This is a genomic window from Microvirga flavescens (assembly GCF_003290125.1).
Lineage (GTDB): Bacteria > Pseudomonadota > Alphaproteobacteria > Rhizobiales > Beijerinckiaceae > Microvirga > Microvirga flavescens.
In genome coordinates this window covers 261842-285636 of record NZ_QMKH01000005.1, presented here as the reverse complement: position 1 = coordinate 285636, position 23795 = coordinate 261842, and the positions used below count along the sequence as shown (strand labels likewise).

Annotated in this window: 25 protein-coding genes and 1 other RNA gene; 13 read left to right on the top strand and 13 right to left on the bottom strand. The window is 64.9% G+C overall.

Annotated elements, in window-relative coordinates; genetic code table 11:
* Window positions 1-31 precede the first annotated feature (31 nt).
* A complete protein-coding gene (locus DQW91_RS12130) occupies window positions 32-790 on the bottom strand; it encodes a sulfite exporter TauE/SafE family protein (RefSeq protein WP_112663884.1) in 759 nt (252 codons plus the stop codon).
* A gap of 204 nt (window positions 791-994) precedes the next feature.
* Here DQW91_RS12130 and DQW91_RS12125 point away from each other — a divergent pair, with 204 nt between their 5' ends.
* Window positions 995-2908 carry a propionyl-CoA synthetase gene (locus DQW91_RS12125; protein ID WP_112663883.1) on the top strand — a complete coding sequence of 638 codons (1914 nt, stop codon included), beginning with the start codon at window positions 995-997 and terminating at the stop codon, window positions 2906-2908.
* A gap of 17 nt (window positions 2909-2925) precedes the next feature.
* On the top strand, window positions 2926-3138 hold the full coding sequence (locus tag DQW91_RS12120) for a hypothetical protein (protein WP_112663882.1): 213 nt from the start codon (window positions 2926-2928) through the stop codon (window positions 3136-3138).
* A 69-nt stretch (window positions 3139-3207) separates the two neighbouring features.
* On the opposite strand, the gene DQW91_RS12115 is transcribed toward DQW91_RS12120, so the two are convergent.
* The gene (locus DQW91_RS12115) at window positions 3208-3930 is read right to left on the bottom strand and encodes a DUF1013 domain-containing protein (RefSeq protein WP_112663881.1); all 723 of its coding nucleotides are present in this window, start codon (window positions 3928-3930) and stop codon (window positions 3208-3210) included.
* 195 nt (window positions 3931-4125) lie between these two features.
* The gene (locus DQW91_RS12110) at window positions 4126-5124 is read right to left on the bottom strand and encodes an NAD(P)H-quinone oxidoreductase (RefSeq protein ID WP_112663880.1); all 999 of its coding nucleotides are present in this window, start codon (window positions 5122-5124) and stop codon (window positions 4126-4128) included.
* Window positions 5125-5228: 104 nt separating this feature from the next.
* Here DQW91_RS12110 and DQW91_RS12105 point away from each other — a divergent pair, with 104 nt between their 5' ends.
* Both DQW91_RS12105 and rcdA read left to right on the top strand, forming a co-directional pair.
* A complete protein-coding gene (locus DQW91_RS12105; protein WP_112663879.1) occupies window positions 5229-5435 on the top strand; it encodes a DUF1192 domain-containing protein in 207 nt (68 codons plus the stop codon).
* A gap of 299 nt (window positions 5436-5734) precedes the next feature.
* Window positions 5735-6265 carry a protease adaptor protein RcdA gene (gene rcdA, locus DQW91_RS12100; RefSeq protein ID WP_112663878.1) on the top strand — a complete coding sequence of 177 codons (531 nt, stop codon included), beginning with the start codon at window positions 5735-5737 and terminating at the stop codon, window positions 6263-6265.
* Window positions 6266-6342: 77 nt separating this feature from the next.
* Here the strand turns inward: rcdA and rpmE are convergent, their stop codons facing one another.
* On the bottom strand, window positions 6343-6585 hold the full coding sequence (gene rpmE, locus DQW91_RS12095) for a 50S ribosomal protein L31 (protein WP_112663877.1): 243 nt from the start codon (window positions 6583-6585) through the stop codon (window positions 6343-6345).
* A gap of 265 nt (window positions 6586-6850) precedes the next feature.
* Here rpmE and DQW91_RS12090 point away from each other — a divergent pair, with 265 nt between their 5' ends.
* On the top strand, window positions 6851-8644 hold the full coding sequence (locus DQW91_RS12090; protein ID WP_112663876.1) for an ABC transporter transmembrane domain-containing protein: 1794 nt from the start codon (window positions 6851-6853) through the stop codon (window positions 8642-8644).
* 189 nt (window positions 8645-8833) lie between these two features.
* Here DQW91_RS12090 and DQW91_RS12085 read toward each other — a convergent pair whose 3' ends face one another.
* From DQW91_RS12085 to tkt, 9 genes are all read right to left on the bottom strand, one after another.
* Window positions 8834-9862 (bottom strand): peptidoglycan -binding protein, encoded by a 1029-nt coding sequence (locus tag DQW91_RS12085; protein ID WP_112663875.1) that lies wholly within the window; start codon window positions 9860-9862, stop codon window positions 8834-8836.
* On the bottom strand, window positions 9862-10824 hold the full coding sequence (locus DQW91_RS12080) for a flagellar motor protein MotA (protein ID WP_112663874.1): 963 nt from the start codon (window positions 10822-10824) through the stop codon (window positions 9862-9864). Before DQW91_RS12080 ends, DQW91_RS12085 begins: the two co-directional genes overlap by 1 nt.
* A gap of 219 nt (window positions 10825-11043) precedes the next feature.
* Window positions 11044-11841, bottom strand: a complete 798-nt coding sequence (locus DQW91_RS12075) for an inositol monophosphatase family protein (protein ID WP_112663873.1) — start codon at window positions 11839-11841, stop codon at window positions 11044-11046.
* A gap of 126 nt (window positions 11842-11967) precedes the next feature.
* Window positions 11968-12873: a tetratricopeptide repeat protein gene (locus DQW91_RS12070; RefSeq protein WP_245411005.1), complete on the bottom strand. Its 906-nt coding sequence runs from the start codon at window positions 12871-12873 to the stop codon at window positions 11968-11970.
* The gene (locus tag DQW91_RS12065) at window positions 12870-13517 is read right to left on the bottom strand and encodes a thiamine phosphate synthase (protein ID WP_112663872.1); all 648 of its coding nucleotides are present in this window, start codon (window positions 13515-13517) and stop codon (window positions 12870-12872) included. Before DQW91_RS12065 ends, DQW91_RS12070 begins: the two co-directional genes overlap by 4 nt.
* 111 nt (window positions 13518-13628) lie before the next feature.
* Window positions 13629-14717: a class II fructose-bisphosphate aldolase gene (fba, locus tag DQW91_RS12060; RefSeq protein ID WP_112663871.1), complete on the bottom strand. Its 1089-nt coding sequence runs from the start codon at window positions 14715-14717 to the stop codon at window positions 13629-13631.
* Between the two features lie 48 nt (window positions 14718-14765).
* Window positions 14766-15956 (bottom strand): phosphoglycerate kinase, encoded by a 1191-nt coding sequence (locus DQW91_RS12055; RefSeq protein WP_112663870.1) that lies wholly within the window; start codon window positions 15954-15956, stop codon window positions 14766-14768.
* 12 nt (window positions 15957-15968) lie between these two features.
* Window positions 15969-16976, bottom strand: coding sequence for a type I glyceraldehyde-3-phosphate dehydrogenase (gap, locus tag DQW91_RS12050; protein WP_112663869.1), 1008 nt, complete (start codon window positions 16974-16976; stop codon window positions 15969-15971).
* A gap of 44 nt (window positions 16977-17020) precedes the next feature.
* Window positions 17021-19021, bottom strand: coding sequence for a transketolase (gene tkt, locus DQW91_RS12045; RefSeq protein WP_112663868.1), 2001 nt, complete (start codon window positions 19019-19021; stop codon window positions 17021-17023).
* 190 nt (window positions 19022-19211) lie between these two features.
* Here tkt and DQW91_RS12040 point away from each other — a divergent pair, with 190 nt between their 5' ends.
* The 8 genes from DQW91_RS12040 to ruvC all read left to right on the top strand — a co-directional run bounded on the left by DQW91_RS12040 (window position 19212) and on the right by ruvC (window position 23662).
* Window positions 19212-19505, top strand: a complete 294-nt coding sequence (locus tag DQW91_RS12040) for a DUF4164 domain-containing protein (protein ID WP_112663867.1) — start codon at window positions 19212-19214, stop codon at window positions 19503-19505.
* Entirely contained in the window at window positions 19505-19873 is a 369-nt protein-coding gene (locus DQW91_RS12035; RefSeq protein ID WP_112663866.1) for a cell division protein ZapA, read from the top strand. Before DQW91_RS12040 ends, DQW91_RS12035 begins: the two co-directional genes overlap by 1 nt.
* A 72-nt stretch (window positions 19874-19945) precedes the next feature.
* Window positions 19946-20100: non-coding RNA, 6S RNA (gene ssrS / locus DQW91_RS12030), on the top strand.
* A 10-nt stretch (window positions 20101-20110) separates the two neighbouring features.
* The gene (locus DQW91_RS12025; protein WP_112663865.1) at window positions 20111-20704 is read left to right on the top strand and encodes a 5-formyltetrahydrofolate cyclo-ligase; all 594 of its coding nucleotides are present in this window, start codon (window positions 20111-20113) and stop codon (window positions 20702-20704) included.
* 15 nt (window positions 20705-20719) lie between these two features.
* Window positions 20720-21541: a TIGR00282 family metallophosphoesterase gene (locus DQW91_RS12020; protein ID WP_112663864.1), complete on the top strand. Its 822-nt coding sequence runs from the start codon at window positions 20720-20722 to the stop codon at window positions 21539-21541.
* Window positions 21542-21617: 76 nt separating this feature from the next.
* A complete protein-coding gene (locus DQW91_RS12015) occupies window positions 21618-22286 on the top strand; it encodes an exopolysaccharide biosynthesis protein (RefSeq protein ID WP_112663863.1) in 669 nt (222 codons plus the stop codon).
* Window positions 22287-22409: 123 nt separating this feature from the next.
* On the top strand, window positions 22410-23156 hold the full coding sequence (locus DQW91_RS12010) for a YebC/PmpR family DNA-binding transcriptional regulator (protein WP_112663862.1): 747 nt from the start codon (window positions 22410-22412) through the stop codon (window positions 23154-23156).
* A gap of 2 nt (window positions 23157-23158) precedes the next feature.
* A complete protein-coding gene (gene ruvC / locus DQW91_RS12005) occupies window positions 23159-23662 on the top strand; it encodes a crossover junction endodeoxyribonuclease RuvC (RefSeq protein ID WP_112663861.1) in 504 nt (167 codons plus the stop codon).
* Window positions 23663-23795 lie beyond the last annotated feature (133 nt).

Here is a 23795-nt window from a genome sequence, read left to right as displayed (position 1 = left end):
CGTCGCTTCGAGTGGCGGCTTTTTTATTGGGTCAGATCAGGGCCCGCACGCCGTCCACGATGAGTTTGGTGCCGACAAGCACGAGAAGCACATAGACGATGGTATAGAAGCGCTCTCCCGAAACGCGCCGCACCAGTCGTACGCCCGCCCAGGTGGAGGCGATCGCGACGGGGAAAAGCACGCCGGCTGTCGCGAGGTTCTCGGTGGTGAACTGGCCCAGCGCCATGTAGGGCGGCACCTTGATCCAGTTGTTGAGCGCGAAATACACTGCGCCCGTGCCCACGAAAACGTCGCGTGGCAAGCGCTGCGGCATCACATAGATCTGGAAGGGCGGGCCGCCCGCATGGGCGATCATGCTCGTGAAGCCCGTGATCCAACCCCAGAAGAGGCCGCGTGGAACATCCGCCCGCGTTGCTTGAGGATTCTTCACACGGCGCTCCAGCACGAGCCGCCGGATCGCGAATGCAACCGAGATGACGCCGACCGCAAGCGTCACCGCCGCGTCGGATACTTTCGCCGCGAGAAGATAGGCGGTGACGATGCCGACAATGCCGCTCGGCAGGAGGATCAGGATGTTCCGGAGGTCCCAGGTTTTCCGGTAGGCCCACACCGTCACGACGTCCTGCACCATCAGGATCGGCAGCATGATGGCGGCGGATTGCACCGGCGAGACGACGAGCGCCATGAGCGGCAGGGAGAGAAGCCCGAGCCCCGAGAAGCCGCCCTTTGCCATGCCCATCAGAACGACGGCCGGCACGGCGGCGGCATAAAAGAGAGGGTCGGTAATCATCAAAGCACTCGCCGAAAGTCGCGCTGACCGCAGCGCGCCCGCCTGCTACCACAACGGAACAGACCTGTCCCATGCGGCTTGAAGGCTAGAGCATGATCAGAACAAGCGGACACCAGTTGTTCGCCCGGATCATGCGGCAAATAAAGGAGGCTGGAGTCTGATCGTGTTTCAACGAGACATGATCGGACTCTAAAGGGTAACGCCATGACAAACACCCGCAGTCGCTACCATGACGTCTATGAAGGCTGGAAGCGCGATCCGGAAGGATTCTGGCGCGAGGCGGCCAAAGAGATCGATTGGTACAAGCCCGCCGACAGGATCTTCGATCCGCAGGCGGGGGCTTATGGCCGCTGGTTCGTGGGTGCCGAGTGCAACACCTGCTACAACGCCGTCGACCGGCATGTCGCAACGCGCGGCGATCAGGCCGCCATCATTTACGACAGTCCGGTCGCGAATGCGCAGCGCCGTATTTCCTACGCGCAGTTGCAGGACGAAGTGGCGACGCTCGCCGCCGTTTTGCAGGACATGGGCGTGAAGAAAGGCGACCGTGTCATCGTCTACATGCCGATGATCCCCGAGGCGGTCTTCGCCATGCTCGCCTGCGCGCGCCTTGGCGCGATCCACTCCGTGGTGTTCGGTGGTTTTGCCGCGAAGGAGCTTGCGACCCGCATCGACGATGCAAAGCCCAAGGCCATCCTCTCCGCATCCTGTGGCATCGAGGGCGCGAAGATCGTGGCCTACAAGCCGCTTCTCGATGAGGCGATCGAGCTTTCCGCCTCGAAGCCAGAAACCTGCCTCGTCTATCAGCGCCCGCAACTCGAGGGCTCGCTGCTTGCCGGACGCGATCGCGATTGGGCGCAGGAAACGACAAAGGCGAAAGTGGCGGGCAGGAAGGCCGAGTGCGTTTCCGTCGCCGCGACCGATCCGCTTTACGTGCTCTACACCTCCGGCACCACCGGCAAGCCGAAGGGCGTGGTGCGCGACAACGGCGGCTACATGGTCGCGCTCAAATGGACCATGAGCAACTTCTACGGCGTGAAGCCCGGCGAAGTGTTCTGGGCGGCGTCCGACGTCGGCTGGGTGGTGGGCCATTCCTACATCGTCTATGCGCCGCTGCTCCACGGCTGCGCGGCGGTTCTCTATGAGGGCAAGCCGGTCGGCACACCGGATGCAGGCGCTTTCTGGCGCGTGATCGCCGAGCACAAGGTCGTGACGTTGTTCACTGCGCCCACCGCCTTCCGCGCGATCAAGAAGGAAGATCCGCAGGCCGAACTTCTCAAGAAATACGACGTGTCGTCCTTACGCGCGTTTTTCCTCGCGGGCGAGCGCGCCGATCCCGACACGGTGCAATGGGCCGAGGACATCCTCAAGCTGCCGGTGATCGACCATTGGTGGCAGACGGAAACCGGCTGGCCTGTCGCGGGCAACCCGATGGGCCTCGGCGCGCTTCCCGTCAAACACGGCTCGCCCACGGTGGCGATGCCGGGCTATGTCCTCGACGTTCTGGACGAGGGCGGAAAATCCGTCGGCGCGGGGACGATGGGCACCATCGTCATCAAGCTGCCGCTGCCTCCCGGCTGCCTGCCGACGTTGTGGCAGGCGGACGAGCGGTTCAAGGAATCCTATCTCGCCACCTATCCCGGTTACTACAACACGTCCGATGCCGGGTTCATCGACAGCGACGGCTATGTGTGGGTGATGGGCCGCACGGACGACATCATCAACGTGGCCGGCCATCGCCTCTCCACCGGCGGCATGGAGGAGGTGCTGGCCTCCCACCCGTGCGTTGCCGAATGCGCTGTGATCGGCGTGAAGGATGAGTTGAAGGGCGAGGTGCCCTGCGGTTTCGTGGTGCTGAAATCCGGCGTCCAGCAGACGCCCGACGTGATCGAAAAACAACTCGTCGGCCTCGTGCGCGAGAAGATCGGCCCCGTGGCGGCCTTCAAGATCGCCATCACCGTCGGGCGCCTGCCGAAGACCCGCTCCGGCAAGATCCTGCGCGGCACCATGAAGAAGATCGCGGACGGCGATAGCTGGACCATGCCCGCCACCATCGACGATCCCGGCATTCTGGAGGAGATTGGTGAGATCCTGAAGAGCCGGGGTCTGGTGAACTGAGAGAGGCGCAGGGAAGAATGACGAAGCCGTCGAAGGAGGATCCTCAAGCGCGGTTCGAGACGCTTCTGGCGCAAGTTCTCACGTCGGATGAGGAGGCCCGGCAGCATGCCGCCTTAAAGAACGCGCGCGGTTCCGCGCGGTGCGAGGCCGTCGATGCAAAGGCCACGTTCGAGAAGAACCGAGAAAGGCCGCTCAAGGCCCGCAAGCGTGAATCCAAGCGGCAGGATTGAGTTCGGTAACGGATAACAAAAAAGGCCCGGAGTGATCCGGGCCTTTTGTCGTTTTGGAAACGGCTCGACTTACTCGTCGTCCTCGTCATCCGAACGCTTGAGCTGCTTGAGCTTGGCGAAGACCGAATGCACGTCGATCTTTTCCTCTTCCGCCGGCTTCGGCTTGCTCATGTCGGCGAAAGGCTCGTGCGTCTCTTCCGGCGCGGTCGAAACTTCGGCGGGGAGAAGCGTTCCGCCGGCCTCGTGCGGCTCGACCTGCGGACGGTCCTTGGCGGCGCGCTGCACTTCGAAATCGAGATCGATCTGCGAGCACAGGCCAAGCGTCACCGGGTCCATCGGCGAGAGCGTCGCGGAATTCCAGTGAGTGCGGTCGCGAACCTGCTGAATGGTGGACTTGGTGGTGCCCACGAGCCGCATGATCTGCGCATCCTTCAATTCGGGATGGTTGCGCACGAGCCAGAGAATGGCGTTCGGGCGGTCATGGCGGCGGGAAACGGGGGTGTAGCGCGGGCCTTTGCGGGTGCGCTTCATCTCCGGCAGCTTCACCTTGGTCTCGGCCATGCGCAGGCGGTAATCGGGATTGGCCTGCGCCTTCTCGATTTCATCGCGGGTGAGCTGGTTCGTGGTGATCGGGTCGAGGCCCTTGATCCCGGTCGCGACTTCGCCATCGGCAATGCCCTTCACCTCGAGCGGGTGGAGCTTGCAGAAATCGGCGATCTGCTCGAACGACAGCGAGGTGTTCTCGACGAGCCAAACGGCCGTCGCCTTCGGCATCAGCGGTCCCTGGGACATAAGCTACCTCCTTCAAGCCGGGCGCTCTTCAAGGGCGCCGCACGGCAAAACTCTCTTGCGCTCCGTCCCGGCCGGGGCCGAAGCATCTCTGCTCACGATGTGAGGGAAACAGGGCTAATATACGTAAAGCGCGGCGCGGTTGCAAATTTTAAGCGCTCCCCGCCCCGAAGATCCCGCTTTTGTCGGGGTTTCCCCTCACACCGTCAGCACGATCTTGCCCACATGCTGGCCGCCATCCATGCGGGCATGGGCTTCGCGCACGTTCTCGAGCGGGAAGGACGAGTCCATCACCGGGCGGCAGCGGCCCTCGCCGAGAAGCGGCCAGACATGCGCCTCCAGCGCCTCGGCGATGGCCGCCTTTTCCGCGACGGGGCGGGAGCGCAGGGTCGAGCCTGTATGGGTCAGACGCTTGAGCATCAGGCGGCGGAAATCGACCTCCACCTTGCTCCCCTGCAGAAAGGCGATCTGCACGATGCGCCCGTCCTGCGCCGCCGCCTCGTAATTGCGGGGGATGTAGTCGCCCCCGACCATGTCGAGAATGACGTCCGCGCCCCGGCCCTCCGTCGCCTCCTTGACGGCTTTGACGAAGTCCGCCTCGCGGTAGTTGATCGCCAGATCCGCCCCGAGCCGGGTGCAGGCATCGCACTTGGCCGCGCTCCCGGCCGTCGCGATGACCTTCGCGCCGAAGGCCTTGGCGAGCTGGATCGCCGTGGTGCCGATGCCCGACGTGCCGCCGTGGACGAGGAAAGTCTCGCCCGGCTGCAGGCGTCCCCGCTCGAAAACATTCGACCAGACGGTGAAATAGGTTTCCGGGATCGCCGCCGCTTCCGTCATGGAAAGCCCGTCCGGAATGGGCAGTGCGTTCGAGGCGTGGGCGAGCGCATATTCCGCATAGCCGCCGCCCGGAACGAGTGCCATCACCGGCGCGCCGGGAAAGAAGCGCGGCAGGTTCGGCCCCGCCGCCACGACAACGCCTGCGACTTCAAGGCCAAGAATATCCGATGCGCCGGGCGGGGGCGGGTAGCCGCCTTGCCGCTGGATCACGTCCGGGCGGTTCACGCCGGCGGCCTCGACGCGGATCAGGATCTCCCTCTCTTTCGGCTCGGGGACCGGGCGCTCGACGATGGTGAGCACCTCGGGGCCGCCGCTGCCTTTCGCGATGACGCCGCGCATGGTGGTGGGGATCATGGTCATGTTCAAAATCCTCCGAAGGTCCGCATCGGGACTGCCCCCTCGATCGCCGTTGGCAAGCGGGACCTCTCGCACTAACCTTTAATGCGGTTGAGGAGGAGGATGCCATGGTTTTCGATCCCTTTGCCGACGAGCCTCGTCGGAAGGTCAACGCTTTCGAGTTGGGTCAGGACCTCTCGATGCTCTCCCTCGAGGAGATCGACGAGCGCGTCGCCGCGCTCGAACAGGAAATCCACCGGCTGAAGGAGGCACGCAACGGCAAGGAGAAATCCCGCGCGGCGGCCAGCGCCTTCTTCAATCTCGGCTCGGGCTGAAACGGCCGAGTTTTCCAGAAATCAAAGGCATTAACCAAATTTTAACGCTTACAATTGATAGTTGTCTCATCCAGCAGCGCTGGATGTCGAGTGGCTTCTACCCACTCTTTGTTTTGACGCATCCCTGTTTTTGACTTCGAGCCACCGTGAGGTGGCTCAATTTTTGTGCGCCTGCGCTCGGCTTAACCTTAAGAAAGGGTTAGCGAAGCGCGCGCCGAAAAGCCGCTCTATAGTCCCTCCCAACATCAGCCCGCCCGGCCCGACCGAAGGCGGGTTTCAGACGATTGTGGAGACAGGCGTTGAGCGACCTCGACGTTATCAAGCTTGAGACCGATCCGGTTCCGTTCGGCCGCACCTTCGTGCAGTCGGATGCGTTCAAGGCCCTTTTTCAGGAGGGCATGGAGCTTGTCGAAGAGACGGCGGCCTATCTCGACGGGCCAGGGCGTGAGGAATCGCGCCATCTGCAGCGCCAGGTGACTGTGGCCTATGCCAGCGAGAGCATGCGCCTGACGACGCGGCTGATGCAGATCGCTTCCTGGCTTCTCGTGCAGCGGGCCGTCGGCGAGGGGGAGATCTCCGCCGATCAGGCCCGGCTCGAGAAGAACCGCGTCCGGCTCAACTCCCAAGCTTCCGTCGCCACGATCGATGACTACGAGGCGCTGCCGCGCCGCCTGCGCGATCTGATCGGCCTGGCGACGCGGCTTCATGCCCGCATCATGCATCTCGAACAGTTGATCTCGGAATCCGAAGCGCAGACCGCGCCCCCGAAGGAGAACCCCGTCGCCGCCCAGCAGCGGATGCTCCTGCAGGCGTTTGGCGCCGAGGCCTGAAGGTCCAAAAGAGCGACAGGACAAAAGAAAAGCCCCGCCGAAGCGGGGCTTTCTTGTTTCTGCCGGTGGCGAAGAACTTACTTCGCGCCGCCGATGCCCAGGTTGCCGAACTTCGAGTTGAAGCGCGACAGACGGCCGCCACGGTCGAGCAGCTGCTGCTGGCCGCCGGTCCAGGCCGGGTGGGTGTTCGGGTCGATGTCGAGGTTGAGCGTGTCGCCCTCTTTGCCGTAGGTCGACCGGGTCGTGAACTCGGTGCCGTTGGTCATGACCACCTTGATGAAGTGGTAGTCGGGATGTTCGAGTTCGCTGTTGCGTGCCATTGCCATATCCTCTCGCGGCCTGCCTTTTAGCGGCGGCCCGCAGCCCATTGATCGAGCGTGAACCTTGAATAACGCGCGCCTATAGCGCACTTGCACCCTTGAAACAAGCCGGGTTGAAGATGCTAGGGTCTGATTGTGTCTCTTTGAAACATAATCAGACTCCAGATCCCTTTATTGCCGCATGATGCGGGCGAGCAACCGGTTTCCACTTGCTCTGATCATGCTCTAAAGCTCCGGCGTCGCATAATCCGAGTCTTGAAGAAGAATGGCCGAGCAAAACACCGGACCCCGCGCCAAGGCGCCCTTGAGCGCGCTGAAGCCCCTGATTCCCTACGCTCTGGCCTATAAAGGCCGGATTGTCGCAGCGCTTGCCGCGCTCACCGTGGCTTCCGGCGCGACTCTCGTCATTCCCAATGCCGCGCGCCGGATCATCGATTTCGGCTTCTCGGAGACGGGAAGGGCCTTCATCGATGCCTATTTCGGCGTGATGTTCGTCGTCATCGGCGTTCTCGCCCTTGCCAGCGCGTTTCGCTATTACTGTGTCATCACGCTCGGCGAGCGGGTGGTGGCGGATCTCAGGGCCGCCGTATTTCGACACCTGACAAGCCTCGATCCGGCCTTTTTCGATCAATCCAAGAGCGGCGAACTCGTCTCGCGCCTCACCGCCGACACCACCCAGGTCAAGGCGGCCTTCGGGGTCAGCATCTCGATTGCGCTCCGCAACATCTTCCTGTTCATCGGCGCTGCCGTGATGATGGTGAAGACGAGCCCCAAGCTGTCCGGCCTCGTTCTCTTCGCCATTCCGGTGATCGTGCTCCCTCTCATCATGTCGGGCCGCGCGGTTCGCAAGCGCTCGCGGGCGGCACAGGACAGGCTGGCGGATGCTTCCGCCTATGCCGCCGAGGCGGTCGGCGCGGTGCGCACCATGCAGGCCTTCGGCATGGAAGGGGCGACAGCCTCCCATTTCGCAGGCGCGGCGGAGGAGGCCTTCGAGGCGGCGCGCCTTTCCACCACCATGCGCGCCTACCTGACCGGGGGCGGAATCTTCCTGGTTTCGGCCAGCGTCATCGGCGTGCTCTGGTATGGGGCGCAGGACGTGCTCGCCGGCACCATGACCGCCGGCACCCTTTCGCAGTTCCTGCTCTACGCGGTTTTCGTCGCCAGCTCCCTCGGCCAGCTCTCGGAGGTCTATGGCGAACTGGCGCAGGCCGCCGGGGCGGCCGAGAGGCTTGGCGAAATCCTTGCCGCGAAACCCGCCATTGCCGCGCCTGAAAACCCGAAGCCCCTGCCGAAGCCCCCGCTCGGTACGATCACCTTCGAGAATGTGAGCTTTTCCTATCCGACACGCCCCGAGCTGCGGGCGCTCTCGGATCTCAGCCTCAACGTCGCCCCCGGCGAACGGGTGGCGCTCGTTGGCTCTTCCGGGGCCGGCAAGAGCACGGTTTTCCAGCTTCTCCTGCGCTTCTACGATCCGGAGGCGGGCCGCATTCTGGTGGATGGGGTGCCGGTGTCGGAGATCGATCCCGCCGCGTTGCGCCAGCGCCTTGCCCTGGTGCCGCAGGAGCCGACGATCTTCGCGACGACCGTTCTTGAGAACATCCGCTATGGCCGCCCCGAGGCGAGCGAGGAGGAGGTGCGCCATGCCGCGACGCTTGCCTCCGCCGACGGGTTCATCAGCGCCATGCCGGAAGGCTATCGCACGGTCATCGGCGAGCGCGGCGTCACGCTCTCCGGCGGGCAGCGCCAGCGGATCGCCATCGCCCGCGCCATCCTGAAAGATGCGCCGATCCTTCTTCTCGATGAGGCGACCTCGGCCCTCGATGCGGAAAGCGAGCGCAAGGTGCAGGAGGCCTTCGACCGTCTCATGGAAGGCCGCACCACCCTCGTCATCGCCCACCGTTTGGCAACGATCCGCTCCGCGGACCGGATTCTGGTGATGGATCAGGGGCGGATCGTGGAGGAGGGGACCCACGACACCCTCTTCGCCAACGGCGGCCTCTATGCGCGCCTCGCGCGGCTCCAGTTCACCGATGCGGAAGGGCGCGTGGCGGCGGAGTAAGCGGCCACAGCCGGTCCAGCATCGCCGATGCGGAAGGGGGCGCGGTAAAATACCTGCCCCACAGCCTCATCCTGAGGAGGCGCATAAGCGCCGTCTCGAAGGGCGAGGCGTCTCCATTGCGCGCTGGACCCTCCTTCGAGACGCGGCTTCGCCGCTCCTCAGGATGAGGTTGGAGGCAGGGGATCGGGCTCAGCGCTCGGTCAGCTTCAATTCGATGCGGCGGTTCTTGGCGTAGGCCTCTTCCGTCGTGCCGAGATCGATGGGCTGGAACTCGCCGAAGCCGGCGGCAACGAGATGCTGGGGCGAGACGCCGCGCGCGACGAAGGCTTGCACCACGGCGATGGCACGCGCTGCGGACAGCGCCCAGTTCGAGGGGAATTGCGGGGTCGCGATGGGGCGTGCATCGGTGTGGCCATCGACACGGATGACCCACGGAATATCCGGCGGAATCTGCTTTTCCAATTCCACGAGGGCCGAGGCGATACGGTCGATCTCACCTTCGGCTTCCGGCCGCAGCGTGGCCTGACCCGCCGGGAAGAGAACCTCCGACTGGAAGACGAAGCGGTCGCCGACGATGCGAACGTCCTGCCGGGTGCCGAGGATCTGGCGCAGGCGGCCGAAGAAATCGGAACGGAAGCGCGCAAGTTCCTGCACCCGCTGCGCCAGCGCGACATTCAGGCGGCTGCCGAGATCGGCGATGCGGGCCTGGCTGTCCTTGTCGCGGGCTTCGGAGGCCTCAAGCGCCTCTTCCAACGCGGCGAGCTGGCGGCGCATGGCGGCGATCTGCTGGTTCAAGAGTTCGACCTGGCTCAGCGCCCGGCCCTTTTCCTGACGCTCGGATTCAAGGGCACTGTTCAACTGGTCGGCGCGCCCCTGCGAGGCCGTGCCGCTGTCGATCACGCCTTGCAGGCGCGCGCGCTCGGATTCCATCTGGCGCAAGGTCGTCTGCAGGCTGTTGACGTTTTCCTCTGCGCTGCGGCGGTTCGAGCGCTCCAGCGCCAGAAGGTCGGTGAGGTCGGAGATCTGGCGGTTCAGCCGATCGAGCACCGTATCCCGGTTCGACAATTCGCGGCTGAGGAAGAACTGCCCGAGCATGAAGATCGAGATCAGGAACACGATGGACAGGAGCAGCGTGGACAAAGCATCCACGAAGCCCGGCCAGTAATTGATCTCGCTATGGCGGCCCCGACGCCGGCCGCCGCCGCTCACCCCTGCCATCAGGGCAGCCTTTCACGGGTCAGGCGATCCAGGATCTGCTTCAGGTCCTTCTCGCGGGCCGCCTGGGCCTCGACCCAGTCGCGGATCATCTGCTGCTCGGCGCGCATGTGCTGGACAAGGCCCTGAACACCCTCGGCGAGATTGGCCATCGCCTGGGTCGAAGCCCTGCCGCCCGCGCCGTCATTGACGGCGGCGGTCAGGCGGTTGAGCGCGATCGCGAGTTCGTGGCTCGATTGCGGGCGGGCCGTCTGGTCGAGACCCGTATCCATCGTGGAGGCGGCGAGCCAATCCTCGAGCTCGGTATAGAAGCGGCTTTGCGCCTGCCCCGCCTGAAGATCGAGGAAGCCGAGAACGAGCGAACCGGCAAGGCCGAACAGCGAGGCGGAGAAGGACAGGCCCATGCCCTGCAGCGGGCCGGCGAGGGAAGTCTTCAATTCGTCGAAAAGAACTGTCGCGTCCTGCCCGGTTTTCAGCGAGCCGATGATCTGGCCGACCGAACCCACGGTCTCGATCAGGCCCCAGAACGTGCCGAGAAGGCCGAGGAAGATCAGGAGGCCGGCGAGATAGCGCACGATCTCGCGGCTCTCATCGAGGCGCGCGCCGACGGAGTCGAGCAGCGAGCGGGTCGCGGTGACGGAAAGGATCGAGCGGCTGGTGCGGTTGCTGATGAGCGCCGCCATCGGCGCGAGCAGCGTCGGCGATTCAGGCAGGGCGAGCCCTTCCTCGGCGCGGCTCAACGTGTTGACCCACCGCACCTCCGGAAAAAGCCGCCAGACCTGCCGGATGGCGAGCAGGATGCCGATGATCATGACGCTCACGATCACCGCGTTGAGACCCGGGTTCGCGAGAAAGGCCGCCCAGATCTGCTTGTAGAGAATGAAGGCGATGAACCCGGCGAGGATCAGGAAGACCGCCATGCGGATCAGGTAGATGCGTGGCGGTGTAAGGGGTTGGGATTCCATCTCCGGCGCACTCGTCCTCTGGAGCGGCTGTGCGGCGAAAAGCCGTCGCACTCGCTCGCTCTCTTTGTTTTAGGCGCGCTTTGCCGAAAACCGAATGACGGTTTTCAAAAAAGCACCCAAACGGGCTGGGATACAGTGTGACCGCGCCGTTGCGACGGATCAAGCCGTGGCCGCGCGTTTCCACGCGCTAGCGAACAGGATTATCGCGGGGCCGCTGGTTTAGGCGGCCCGCGCCTTTTTCAGAAGCCTGAGCAGTTCGCGGTGCAGGGTTTCGTTGCCGCAGGCAATGGTGCCCGTGGCGATGGGGTCGCTGCCGCCATCCACGTCGGAGATGAAGCCACCGGCCTCCCGCAGGATCACAATGCCCGCCGCGATGTCCCAGGAATTCAGGCCGCGCTCCCAATAGATGTCGAGGCGTCCGCAGGCCACATAGGCGAGATCGAGCGCCGCCGCGCCCCAGCGGCGCGAGCCGCCCACATGGGCCATGACGCTCGCCGCCTCGCGCAGGAACAGCGCGTGGTCGCCCTTGCCGATATGGGGCAGGCCGCAGCCGACCACGGCATCGTCCATGGCGTTACGGGCGGCAACGCGGATGCGGCGGTTGTTGAGGAACGCGCCCTTGCCCTTTTCCGCGATGAACAGCTCATCCTTGGCCGGATCGTAGATCACGCCGGCGACGATCTGCCCGTCGCGCTCGAGGCCGACGGAGATGGCAAAATGCGGCAGGCCGTGGAGGAAGTTCGTGGTGCCGTCGAGGGGATCGATATGCCAGCGATGGCTGGGGTCGGAGCCTTCGACGACGCCGCTCTCCTCCATCACGAAGCCGTAGCCGGGGCGGGCCTTCTCAAGCGCCTCGCGCAGCACGTTCTCCGCCTTCTTGTCCGCCGCCGAAACGAAATCGCCGGGCCCCTTGCGGGACACCTGCAGGTTCTCGACCTCGCCGAAATCGCGCTTGAGGGAGCGGGATGCCTTCATCACGGCATCGGTCATCACGGTCATCAAGGGCGAGCGGATCATCGGGCGGTCCTGAAAAATTTGGCGAAGAGAAAGAGCTTTTGCGTGATGACCACGCGGGGCGGGGAACGTCAAGCGTCACGTCATGCGCGCCGCGCCGTTCCTCCCCGCATGGGGTGGGCTTTGCCCCTAGAACAGGCTCGACCGTTCGGCCGCGAGCTTCGCGGCTTTCGCGCGGTCTTCGGGGGAAAGATCCTTGAGGGCGCCGTCGAGCCAGGAATCGGTGAGGCCCTGAGAGGCCGCGAGCAGGTGCCAGGCGGCGGCGTCGATCCTGTTGGCCTGGACGCCGCGTCCGGCGACCAGCATGCGGGCCAGGCGGTTCTGCGCGATGGCGTTGCCGCGGGCGGCGGCGCGGCGGAAATGCGTGGCGGCCTCCGTCTCGTTGGCCTTCACGCCGTCGCCGTTGAAGAGCAGGATCGCATACTCGACTTCGCCCGCGAGGCTGCCGTTCCTGGCGGCACGCTCGAACAGGCGCGCGGCCTCTGCGCTGCTTTTCTCGACGCCCTTGCCGGTGAGGTAGAGAACGCCGAGGGCGTGTTGCGCGTCTCCGATTTCCGCCCCCGAGGCGGTTTTCAGGAAGCCGACGGCGCGCTTCAGGTCGGCATTGTCGCCGGTCGACATGTAGAGAAGGCCGAGATTGTAGGAGGCGCGCGGCTCGCCCTTGGCGGCGGCCTCTTCCAGCCACGCCTTGCCCTGCACCGGGTTCTTCTCCATGCCTCGGCCTTCGAGGGCCATGAGCCCGAGGGTCGAAAGGGCGTTCGGGTCGCCTTGCTTGGCCGCGAGCTTGTACCACTCGGCGGCCTTGACCGGGTTCATCGGCACGCCGAGGCCCTGATTGAAGAGTTCTCCGATCAGCGTCATGGCGGGCGCGTCGTTGCGGTTCTTGTCAAGCCGCGCCGTCGCTTCCCGCATGGCTCTGAGATAAAGCCCGGCCTGATAGGCGGCATAGGCATCGTCCGGCGTTGGCGCGGCCGTGGCTGCCAGCGTCGAGGCGAGGAGGAGAGCCGGGACGAGGCCGAAGCGTCCGATCCTCACGGGGTCGCCTCCGCTGCGAGAATGTCGAGCGCCTGCTTGACAGCCTTCGCCGGACCTTCCGGGTGGTTCCAGACGGCATCGCCAAGCGCGACGAATTCGGCGTTGGTGGCGGCAAGCGCCGCGATGTCCTTAAGGCTCGGCGCATAAGCCACGCAGGGCGTCTCGAAGATCTCGGCCCACCATGCGGCGCGCTCGGCCACGCTCTCGAGGGTCGGCACGGAGCCATCCGCGCGGGGCTCGCCGAACATCAGGTAATCGGCCCCGGCCTCGCCGAAAGACATGGCGTCGTCCTTCGAGCGGATGTTGCCGACGCCGAGGGAGCGCTCGCTCTTGAGGCGCCCGCGCAAGTCCTTGACGAGGGCGAGATTGCCCGGAGCGTGGACCCCGTCGGCCCCGCCGCGCGCAGCGATGGTCGCAAGGTCCACCTCTCCTTGCACGGCAACCATGACCGCCGCGCCCGCTTCCTGAGCGGCGGGGGCCAGCGCCTTCACGCGGTTGATGAGCGTGCGCTCGTCGGCGGGGGCAAGGTGCAGGAGCACGGCCGAGACTTCCCCAGCAGCGCAGGCCTCCTTGAGGCGCGGCGCAAAGGATTCGTCGTCGAGGACAGGGGTGATGAGGTAAAGGCGGGCGGCGGTTTCAGCCATGATCTCTTTTGGGCGCGTGAAAAAGGTCTGTCCGGGTAGCCATAACGAAAACGGGGCCGTCTTGCGAGGCCCCGTTTCTCGGTGACGATTAAGGCGAAAGCCTGATCTTGCTTACTCGGCCGCCTTGCGGGCCGCGCCGAACTTCGGATCGAGCTCGCCGGAAGCGTAGCGCTTGGCCATTTCCGCCGTGGTGAACACGCGCTTGATCTTGGAGGCCTGGCCGGCGGTGTTGAACTCCTCGAGGCGCAGCTTGCAGAGCTTCGTCATCGCGTCCATCGCGGGCTTCAGGTACTTGCGCGGGTCGAACTCGCCGGGGTTCTCGGAGAGAACCTTGCGGATCTGGCCCGTCATCGCCATGCGGTTATCGGTGTCGATGTTGATCTTGCGCACGCCGTTCTTGATGCCGCGCTGGATCTCCTCCACCGGCACGCCCCAGGTTTGGGGCATCTTGCCGCCGTACTGGTTGATGATGTCCTGCAAATCCTGCGGCACCGAGGACGAGCCGTGCATCACGAGGTGAGTGTTCGGCAGAAGGCGGTGGATCTCTTCGATGACATTCATCGCGAGGATCGCGCCATCGGGCTTGCGGGTGAACTTGTAGGCCCCGTGCGAGGTGCCCATGGCGATGGCGAGCGCATCGACCTTGGTCTCGGCGACGAACTTCACGGCTTCTTCGGGATTGGTGAGAAGCTGGTCGTGGCTGAGCTTGCCCTCGGCGCCGTGGCCGTCCTCGGCCTCGCCCATGCCGCTTTCCAGCGAGCCGAGAACGCCGAGTTCGCCTTCCACCGAGATGCCGCCGAGATGGGCCATCTCGACCACCTTCCGGGTGACGCCGACATTGTAGTCCCAATCGCCGGGGGTCTTGCCGTCGGCCTTGAGCGAGCCGTCCATCATCACCGAGGTGAAGCCGGCCTGGATCGCCGTCATGCAGGTCGCGGGCTCGTTGCCGTGGTCGAGATGCACGCAGACCGGGATATGCGGATAGATCTCGGTGACCGCGTCCATCATGTGCTTGAGCATGATGTCGTTGGCGTAGGAACGCGCGCCACGGCTCGCCTGGATGATCACCGGCGCATCGACCTCGTTGGCCGCGACCATGATCGCGAGCGCCTGCTCCATGTTGTTGATGTTGAAGGCCGGGACGCCGTAGCCCTGCTCGGCGGCGTGATCGAGAAGCTGTCGAAGAGTGATGCGAGCCATGATGTTCCTCCTGATCGTTCTTTAAATCCGCCGAAGCTGAACCGGACCTTAAACTCTCAAAGCCTCAACGCCCGGGAGCGCCTTGCCCTCGAGCCATTCGAGGAATGCGCCGCCCGCGGTCGAGACGTATGAGAAATCGTCGGCCACGCCCGCATGGTTGAGGGCGGCCACCGTGTCGCCGCCGCCCGCCACCGAGACGAGCTTGCCGGCCTTGGTGCGCGCCGCCGCATGGCGGGCCGCCGCGACCGTGCCTTGATCGAAGGGCGCGATCTCGAAGGCTCCGAGCGGGCCGTTCCACACCAGCGTCTTGGCGTCGCTGATCGCGGAATTGATGCGCTCGACCGATTGCGAGCCGACATCGAGGATCATCTGGTCGTCGGGGATCGCGTCGATGCCGTAGGTGTGGTTCTCGGCATGGGCCTTGAATTCTTTCGCGCACACGCCGTCCACCGGAAGGATGATTGCGCAGTTCGCTTCGCGCGCCTTTTCGATGATGCGAAGTGCCGTCGCCGCGAGGTCTTTCTCCGCCAGCGACTTGCCGACATTCAGGCCGCTTGCGTGGATAAAGGTGTTCGCCATGCCGCCGCCGATGACGAGGGCATCGACCTTGGCGACGAGGTTTTCGAGAAGATCGATCTTGCTCGAAACCTTCGCGCCGCCGACGATGGCGACGACCGGGCGGGCCGGAGCCTCGAGGCCCTTGGTCAGCGCGTCGAGCTCGGCCTGCATGGTGCGGCCCGCGAAAGACGGCAGCACGCGGGCAAGGCCCTCGGTCGAGGCGTGGGCGCGGTGCGCCGCCGAGAAAGCGTCGTTGACATAAATGTCGCCGAGCTTTGCGAGCTCCGCGACGAAATCCTTGTCGTTCTTCTCCTCGCCCGCATGGAAGCGGGTGTTTTCGAGGAGGAGCACGTCGCCGTCCTTCAGGGCGGCGACGGCTTTGGCGGCGACCTCGCCGATGCAGTCATCGGCGAAGGCGACGGCCTTTTTCAGATGCTTTGCGACCGCCTCGGCCACAGGCTTGAGGCTCTCCTTCGGATCGCGGCCCTTCGGGCGTCCGAAATGGGCGAGAAGGATGACCTTCCCGCCTTTCTCGGCGATTTCCCGGATGGTGGGGAGCACGCGCTCGATGCGCGTGGCGTCCGTCACCTTGCCGTTGTCCATCGGGACATTGAGGTCCACACGGACGAGAACGCGCTTGCCCTTGAGGTTGGCTTGATCGAGCGTGCGGAAGGCGGTCATCGAAAGCGTCCCTTAGATCAACTTCGCCAGCGCAACGGCGGTGTCCGCCATGCGGTTCGAGAAGCCCCACTCGTTATCGTACCAGGACATGACGCGCACGAACGTGCCGTCCATGACCTTGGTCTGGTCGAGATGGAACGTGGACGAGGCCGGGTCGTGGTTGAAGTCGATGGACACGTTCGGCTGGTCGGTGACGGCGAGAACGCCCTTCAGCTCCTGAGACGCGGCGCGCTTGATCGCCTCGTTGATCTCCTGAACCGTCGTCGCCTTCTTGGCGATGAACTTGAAGTCGATCACCGACACGTTCGGGGTGGGAACGCGGATCGAGACACCGTCAAGCTTGCCATTGAGCTCCGGCAGCACGAGGCCGACGGCCTTCGCGGCGCCGGTCGAGGTCGGGATCATGGACAGGGCCGCCGCGCGGGCGCGGTAGAGGTCCTTGTGCATCTGGTCGAGGGAGGGCTGATCGTTGGTGTAGGAGTGCACCGTCGTCATGAAGCCCTTCTCGATGCCGACCGCGTCGTTCAGCACCTTCGCCACGGGCGCGAGGCAGTTCGTGGTGCACGAGGCGTTGGAGATGACGATGTGGTCCTTCGTCAGCTTGTCATGGTTCACGCCGTAGACGACCGTGAGGTCGGCGCCATCGGCGGGGGCCGAGACGATCACGCGCTTCGCGCCGGCGGTGAGGTGCGCGGCAGCCTTGTCGCGCGAAGTGAAGATGCCCGTGCACTCGAGGGCGATATCGACGCCGAGTTCCTTGTGCGGCAGCATCGCCGGATCCTTGACCGCGGTAACCTTGATCTTCTGGCCGTTGATGACGATGGAATCGCCATCGACCTTCACTTCCGCCGGGAAGCGGCCATGAACCGAGTCGAAGCGCAGGAGGTGCGCATTCGTCTCGACCGGGCCGAGATCGTTGATGGCGACGACCTGAATGTCCTTCCGGCCGCTCTCCACGATGGCGCGCAGGATGTTGCGCCCGATCCGTCCAAACCCGTTGATCGCGACCTTCACAGTCATTGTCGTTGCTCCCTTGAGATATGCTTGCCTGATGCTGCAGGCGATTAAAGATTGTGGGTTCTCAGGATCTTCTCGGCGACGGCCTCGGGCGTGATGCCGAAGTGCTTGTAGAGATCCTTATAGGGCGCGCTCGCGCCGAAGCTGCTCATGCCGACGAAAATGCCGTCCGCGCCGATGATGCCGTCCCAGCCAAAGCGCACGGCGGCTTCCACCGCCACCTTGATCTTGGCGTCCCCGATGACCTTCGTCTTCACCTTCTCGGGCTGGGCGAGGAAGAGTTCGAGGGACGGCACCGAGACGACGCGGGCCGGGAAACCCTGCTCGGCCAGGATCTTCTGCGCGGCGAGGGCGATTTCGACCTCGCTGCCGGAGGCGAAGATGGTGGCCTGGGCCTTGCCCTCGGACGGCGAGAGTTCATAAGCGCCGGCTGCCGAAAGGTTGCCGGTCGACTCTTTACGGACCTGCGGCAGGTTCTGGCGGGTCAGCGCGAGAAGCGTCGGGCCGTCCGTGCGTTCGAGAGCCAGCTGCCAGCACTCGGCGGTCTCGACGGCGTCCGCCGGGCGGAACACGCGCATGTTCGGCATCGAACGCAGCGAAGCCAGCTGCTCCACCGGCTGGTGGGTCGGACCGTCCTCGCCAAGGCCGATCGAGTCATGCGTCATGACATAAACCGCCGGAATGCCGGCGAGCGCTGCGATGCGCATGGCGGGGCGGGCATAGTCGGCAAAGACCAGGAAGGTCGCGCCCGCCGGGACCAGGCCGCCGTGCAGCGCGATGCCGTTCATGGCCGCCGCCATGCCGTGCTCGCGGATGCCGTAATGGATGTAACGACCCGCGTAGGAACCCGGGGAGATGGCGGTGAGGTTCTTGGTCTTGGTGTTGTTGGAGGGCGTCAGATCCGCGGAGCCGAGAACGAGCTCCGGCACGGCCTCGGTGACGACCTCCAGCGCGATCTCGCTCGCTTTACGGGTCGCGACGTTCTGCGGCTCGGCGAAGAGGCGGGCCTTCAACTTCGTCACGGCCTCGTCGAGACCCTTCGGGCGCACGCCCTTGACGCGGCGCTCGAACTCGGCCCGTTTCTCGGGTGCAAGCGCCTTCAGGCGCTCCTTCCAGGCACGGTTGTGACGGCGGCTCTTCTTGCCCGCCTTCGCCCAGGCGGCCTTGATCGCTTCCGGAATCTCGAAGGGAGCGGAGGTCCAGCCGAGAGCGGCCTTCGCGCCCGCCAGTTCCTCGGCGCCGAGCGGCTCGCCGTGGGCTTTCGAGGTGCCGGCACGCTTGGGTGCACCGAAGCCGATGACGGTCTTGCACGCGATCAGGGTCGGCTTGTCCGACTTCTGGGCGCGGGCAATGGCGCGCCCAATGGCTTTGGGATCGTGACCATCCACACGCACCGCGTTCCAGCCGGCGGCCTGGAAGCGCTTCACCTGATCGACCGAGTCGGCAATCGAGAGCGGGCCGTCGATGGAGATGCCGTTATCGTCGAAGAGCACGATGAGGCGGTTGAGCTTGAGGTGGCCGGCGAGGGCGATGGATTCCTGGCTGATGCCTTCCATCAGGTCGCCGTCGGAGGCGAGCACATAGGTGCGGTGATCGACGAGATCGTCACCGTATTGCGCGTTCATCATCCGCTCGGCGAGCGCCATGCCGACGGCGGTGGCGAGGCCTTGGCCGAGGGGGCCGGTGGTCGTCTCGACGCCGGGGGTCATGAAGTTTTCCGGGTGGCCCGGGGTCTTCGAATCGAGCTGGCGGAAGCGCTTCAGCTCCTCGATGGTCATGCCCTTCACGCCCGTCAGATGGAGCAGGGCATAGAGCAGCATCGAGCCGTGGCCGGCGGAAAGCACGAACCGATCGCGATCCGGCCAGGCCGTGTCGGTGGCGTCGTACTTCAGGAACTTCGTAAACAGCACCGTGGCGATGTCCGCGGCGCCCATCGGCAGGCCGGGATGGCCCGACTTGGCTTGCTCCACGGCGTCCATCGCAAGGACGCGCACAGCGTTCGCCAGATCGGAGTGGGTGACGCGAGCGGCGGGGACGGTGTCAGGCACGGCTCTTGATCCACAAGTCTTGAGGGCGGCCCTTTGGGAGCCGCGCGTGTCGGGAAAAGGCGTGCGCTCCTTAACACGCGGCAAGGGCGAGTCAAAGGCTTGAGGTAGTCCCGCCACAGAGCTTCGATGCGAGACCGTTGCCGGTCGCCGCCGAGCGCCCTAGTCTCGTTGACCGATTCCCGGAGGCACGATGACCCCCACCCTTGACGATGCATTGAAGCGGCTCGAGAGCGCCATTGGCCTCCTCGAGGCCTCCGTCGTGCGTCGTCTCGATGCCGAAAAGCGACGGGGGGACCTGGAGACCGAGCTCCAGATCATGCAGGACGACCGGGCCCGCCTCGCGGTGGAACTCGACGGCGCGCTGACCAGCCTGAATCGCTACGAGGCCGCGACCGACGATATCAGCCAGCGCGTTCGCCAGGCGCTGGGCGCCATTCAGGGCGTCCTCGCCCGCGCCGGCGAATTCGAGATGGAGGAAGGCTGATGGCACAGGTCAACGTGACGATTGCCGGGCGCTCCTACCGGATCGCCTGTGCCGACGGGGAAGAGCGGCACCTCGAAGGGCTTGCCGCTTCACTCGACGCCAAGATCGAGGAAATGCGGGCCGCTTTCGGCGAGATCGGCGACATGCGCCTCCACGTCATGGCTGCCATTACCATCGCGGATGAGATGGCCGAGACCAGAAAGAAGCTGGCGGCGGTCGAAGCCGAACTCTCGCAGCTCAAGTCCCTTGCCAATGCGGGCGACGAGCGCTCCCAGTTCATCGAGGCCCGCCTCGCGGAAGGCATCGGCAAGGCGGCGGAGCGTATCGAGCGGCTGGCGAAGAGCCTCAACGCGCCGGGGCAGGGGTAGCGCCGTCGGTTCGGGGCCTCGCCCTTCAACTTTCCCCTTTCCCCCGGTCGGTATCGTCACTACATAGGCAAAGCGGGGCTGCGGGGCGCGTTAGGAGTACAATTCCCCGGGGCCTTAACGATCCTTAGGGAGCTGTCCCTGCCTGGTCCGTGGACCGGGACACACGGCGCCCACCTACTTATGTAGGTTCCCGGGATCGCATCTCCGACGGCTTTTGTGGCTCCGCGCTTATTCCCGATGACTTCTCCCTCTCTTGCCGAGACGAAAGAACAGCTTCGCCGCGAGGCTCTCGCCCGCCGCGACGGGCTGGACGACGCCTTTCGGCAGGAGGCTTCCCACCGCATCGCCGAGCGGGCTCTCGCCCTTCCCGAATTGCAGGGCCTCAATCCTGTCGGGGCCTACTGGCCGATCCGCAGCGAGGTCGACCCTCGCCCTCTCATCGAAGGGCTCATCGCGCGCGGGCAGGAGGTCGCCCTGCCGCAGATGGTCCATCCGCATCTGAGCTTCCGCCTGTGGCGTCCCGGCGACGTCCTGATGAGCGGCAGCTTCGGCGTTCACGAGCCCGGCCCCGACGCGCCGGAGGTTTTTCCGACAGTGCTCCTTATGCCGCTCGCCGCCTTCGACCACACAGGCGGGCGCATCGGTTACGGCAAAGGCTATTACGACCGCGCCATCGCCATGCTGGAAGGCCATCACCCGCTCCTCACCATCGGTTTGGCCTTCGGGGCGCAGGGAATTGCGCAAGTTCCCGCCGAGGACCATGACCGCTCGCTCGACATCATTGTCACCGAAAACGAGACGATCCGCCCAGGATCGCCGAAAATCGCCTGATTCAAGGATTTTCCCATGCGCCTTCTTTTCCTCGGCGACATCGTCGGACGCCCTGGCCGCAATGCGGTGATCGAACGCCTGCCCGCCTTGCGCGAGCGCTGGCAGCTCGATTGCGTCGTCATCAACGGCGAGAACGCGGCGGGCGGTTTCGGCATCACGGAGGCGATCTGCGACGAGGTTTTGAACGCCGGGGCCGACGCAGTGACGCTCGGCAACCACAGCTGGGATCAGCGCGAAACCCTTGTCTTCATCGAACGTCAGCAGCGCCTGCTCCGGCCCGTGAACTTTCCGGCGGGCACACCCGGGCGCGGCGCGAACCTTATCGAGACCGCTACCGGCAAGCGCGTCCTCGTCATCAACGTGATGGGTCGCCTTTACATGGATGCCCTCGACGATCCCTTCGCCGCCGTGGACCGGGAGGTCGAGGCCTGCCCGCTGGCACAGGTCGCGGATGCGATCATCGTCGACGTTCACGCTGAGGCCACCAGCGAGAAAGAGGCGATGGGCCACTATCTCGACGGGCGCGTGAGCCTCGTCGTCGGTACCCATACCCATGTGCCGACCGCCGATCATCGGGTCCTTGCCGGCGGCACGGCCTATATGTCCGATGCGGGCATGTGCGGGGATTACGACACCGTGCTCGGCATGCAGAAGGAAGAGTCGATCCGCCGTTTCCTGCAAAAGACGCCGGGGCCGCGCATGGAACCCGGGCTCGGGGAGGGGACTTTGTCCGGCATCGCGGTAGAAACGGACGATCGCACCGGGCTTGCCGTGCGCGTGGCGGCGGTGCGGCTCGGCCCGCATCTCGAGGAGAGCCTGCCCCGCTTCTGGGAGTAAGCGCCTGTCTTCCGCCTGTTTCCCCTTGGCGGCGGTACTCCCCGTCGCCATTTGAGAGCGCGAACGGAGAGGCGTCGTGAATTTTCAAGAAGCACCGGAGGGCGAGCCGCACGGCGATGGCCGCCGCGCCGCCCTGGAGCACAAGAGCGCGTCGAAGGTCCTGCGGGCGGTGATCGACAATGCCGAGGGGGACTCGATCACCATCGGGCAGATCATCGACGCCTTCGGCGAGCGGGCCTTCGGCTTTGTCCTCATCCTCTTCAGCCTGCCGAACTGCGTGCCGGCCCCGCCCGGCATCGCGGGCATCGTGGGCACTCCGGTCCTGATCTTCGGCATCCAGATGATGCTCGGCCATCAACGGCCCTGGCTGCCGGGGTTCATCATGAACCGCTCGGTTTCCGTGCCGAAGTTCAAAAAAATCATCGATGCGGCGGAGCCCAAGCTGCAAAAGCTCGAAAGCTTCTGCAGTCCGCGCCTCCTCCCGCTCTTCAACGTGGTCGGCGACAGGGTGGCGGGGCTGTTCGCCTTCCTCGTCGCGGTCTCGGTGCTCATTCCCTTTCCAGGCACCAATTTCCCGCCGTCCATCGCCCTCGTCATCGCCTCCATCGCCATCATGGAGGAGGACGGGTACCTGCTGATTTTGGGCTATCTCATCGGCCTTGCCGGCCTTGCCTACACGGCCACGGTGCTGGGGGCCTCGTATCACCTGATCCGGGCGGGCCTTTCGAGCTGGTTCGGGATTTAGAACGGGGCGAAGTCGCGCGGGGGGCTTTTCCTTTGGCGCAACACCGTTTTATAAGCCGCATATCGTCAACATCCGCGGCCTGACGGGCCCTTGAACGCCCTCGGTCGCGAACGCGGAGGCCCCATGGCCGGACATTCCCAGTTTAAGAACATTATGCACCGCAAGGGTAAAGTGGATGCGGTGCGCTCCAAGGTTTTCTCCAAGCTTGCGCGCGAAATCACCGTGGCCGCCAAGATGGGCATGCCCGATCCCAACATGAACCCGCGCCTGCGCGCCGCCATCCTCGCGGCCCGCGCGGAGAACATGCCCAAGGACAATATCCAGCGCGCCATCAACAAGGCGGCGGGCAACGACGGCGAGAACTACGAGGAAATCCGCTACGAGGGCTACGGCCCTGGCGGCGCGGCCATCATCGTCGAAGCGATGACCGACAACCGTAACCGCACGGCCTCCGACATCCGCTCCTACTTCACCAAGAGCGGCGGCAACCTCGCGGAAACCGGCGCCGTGTCCTTCATGTTCGACCGGGTCGGCCTGGTCGAGTTCGGTCCTGAGGCCGGCAATGCCGATGCGGTGCTTGACGGCGCCATCGATGCCGGCGCGGAAGATGTCGTTTCCTCCGAACTCGGCCATGAGATCTATTGCGAGCAGACCTCGCTGAACGAGGTGACGAAGGCTCTCGAAGAGAAGTTCGGCGAGCCCAAGGCCTCCAAGCTCGTCTGGAAGCCGCAGACCCCGGTCGCCGTCGATGACGAGACGGGCGAGAAACTGCTCAAGCTCATGGAATCCCTCGAGGAGCACGACGACGTGCAGAACGTCTACGGCAATTTCGAGCTGTCAGACGCGCTCATGCAGAAGATGGCGGGCTGAACGTGAGCGAGCGCGTCCGCATCCTCGGCCTTGATCCCGGCCTGCGCAATACAGGCTGGGGCATCATTACCTTGGAGGGGACGAAGCTCTCTTATGTGGCTTGTGGGGTCGTGACGTCGGACGGCGATCTCGACCTCGCGCTGCGCTTGAAACAGCTCCATGACTGCCTCACCGAGGTGGTCCGCGCCTGGACGCCCGATGAGGTTGCGGTGGAAGAGACCTTCGTCAACAAGGACGCGCAGGCGACCCTCAAGCTCGGTCAGGCCCGCGCCATGTCGCTGCTGGTGCCCGCCTTGCATAACTTGCCGGTGGCGGAATACGGCGCGAACCAGGTGAAAAAGACCGTGGTCGGCGCAGGCCACGCCGAGAAGGCGCAGGTCCAGGCCATGGTGAAGATCCTGCTGCCCAAGGCCGACTTCAAGAAAGCCGACGCCGCCGACGCGCTCGCCATCGCCATCGCCCACGCCCACCACCGAAAAGCGCGCGCTTTGGCGGCGAGCCTTTAATTTGTTACACAGCCACAAACGTCATCCCGGACGGCAAAGCCGATCCGGGATCGCCTGACGAGAGGGGCGCCTCACTCGTCTGACGATCCCGGGTTCTGCTCCGCAGCCCCGGGATGACCACCAGGAGTAAAGA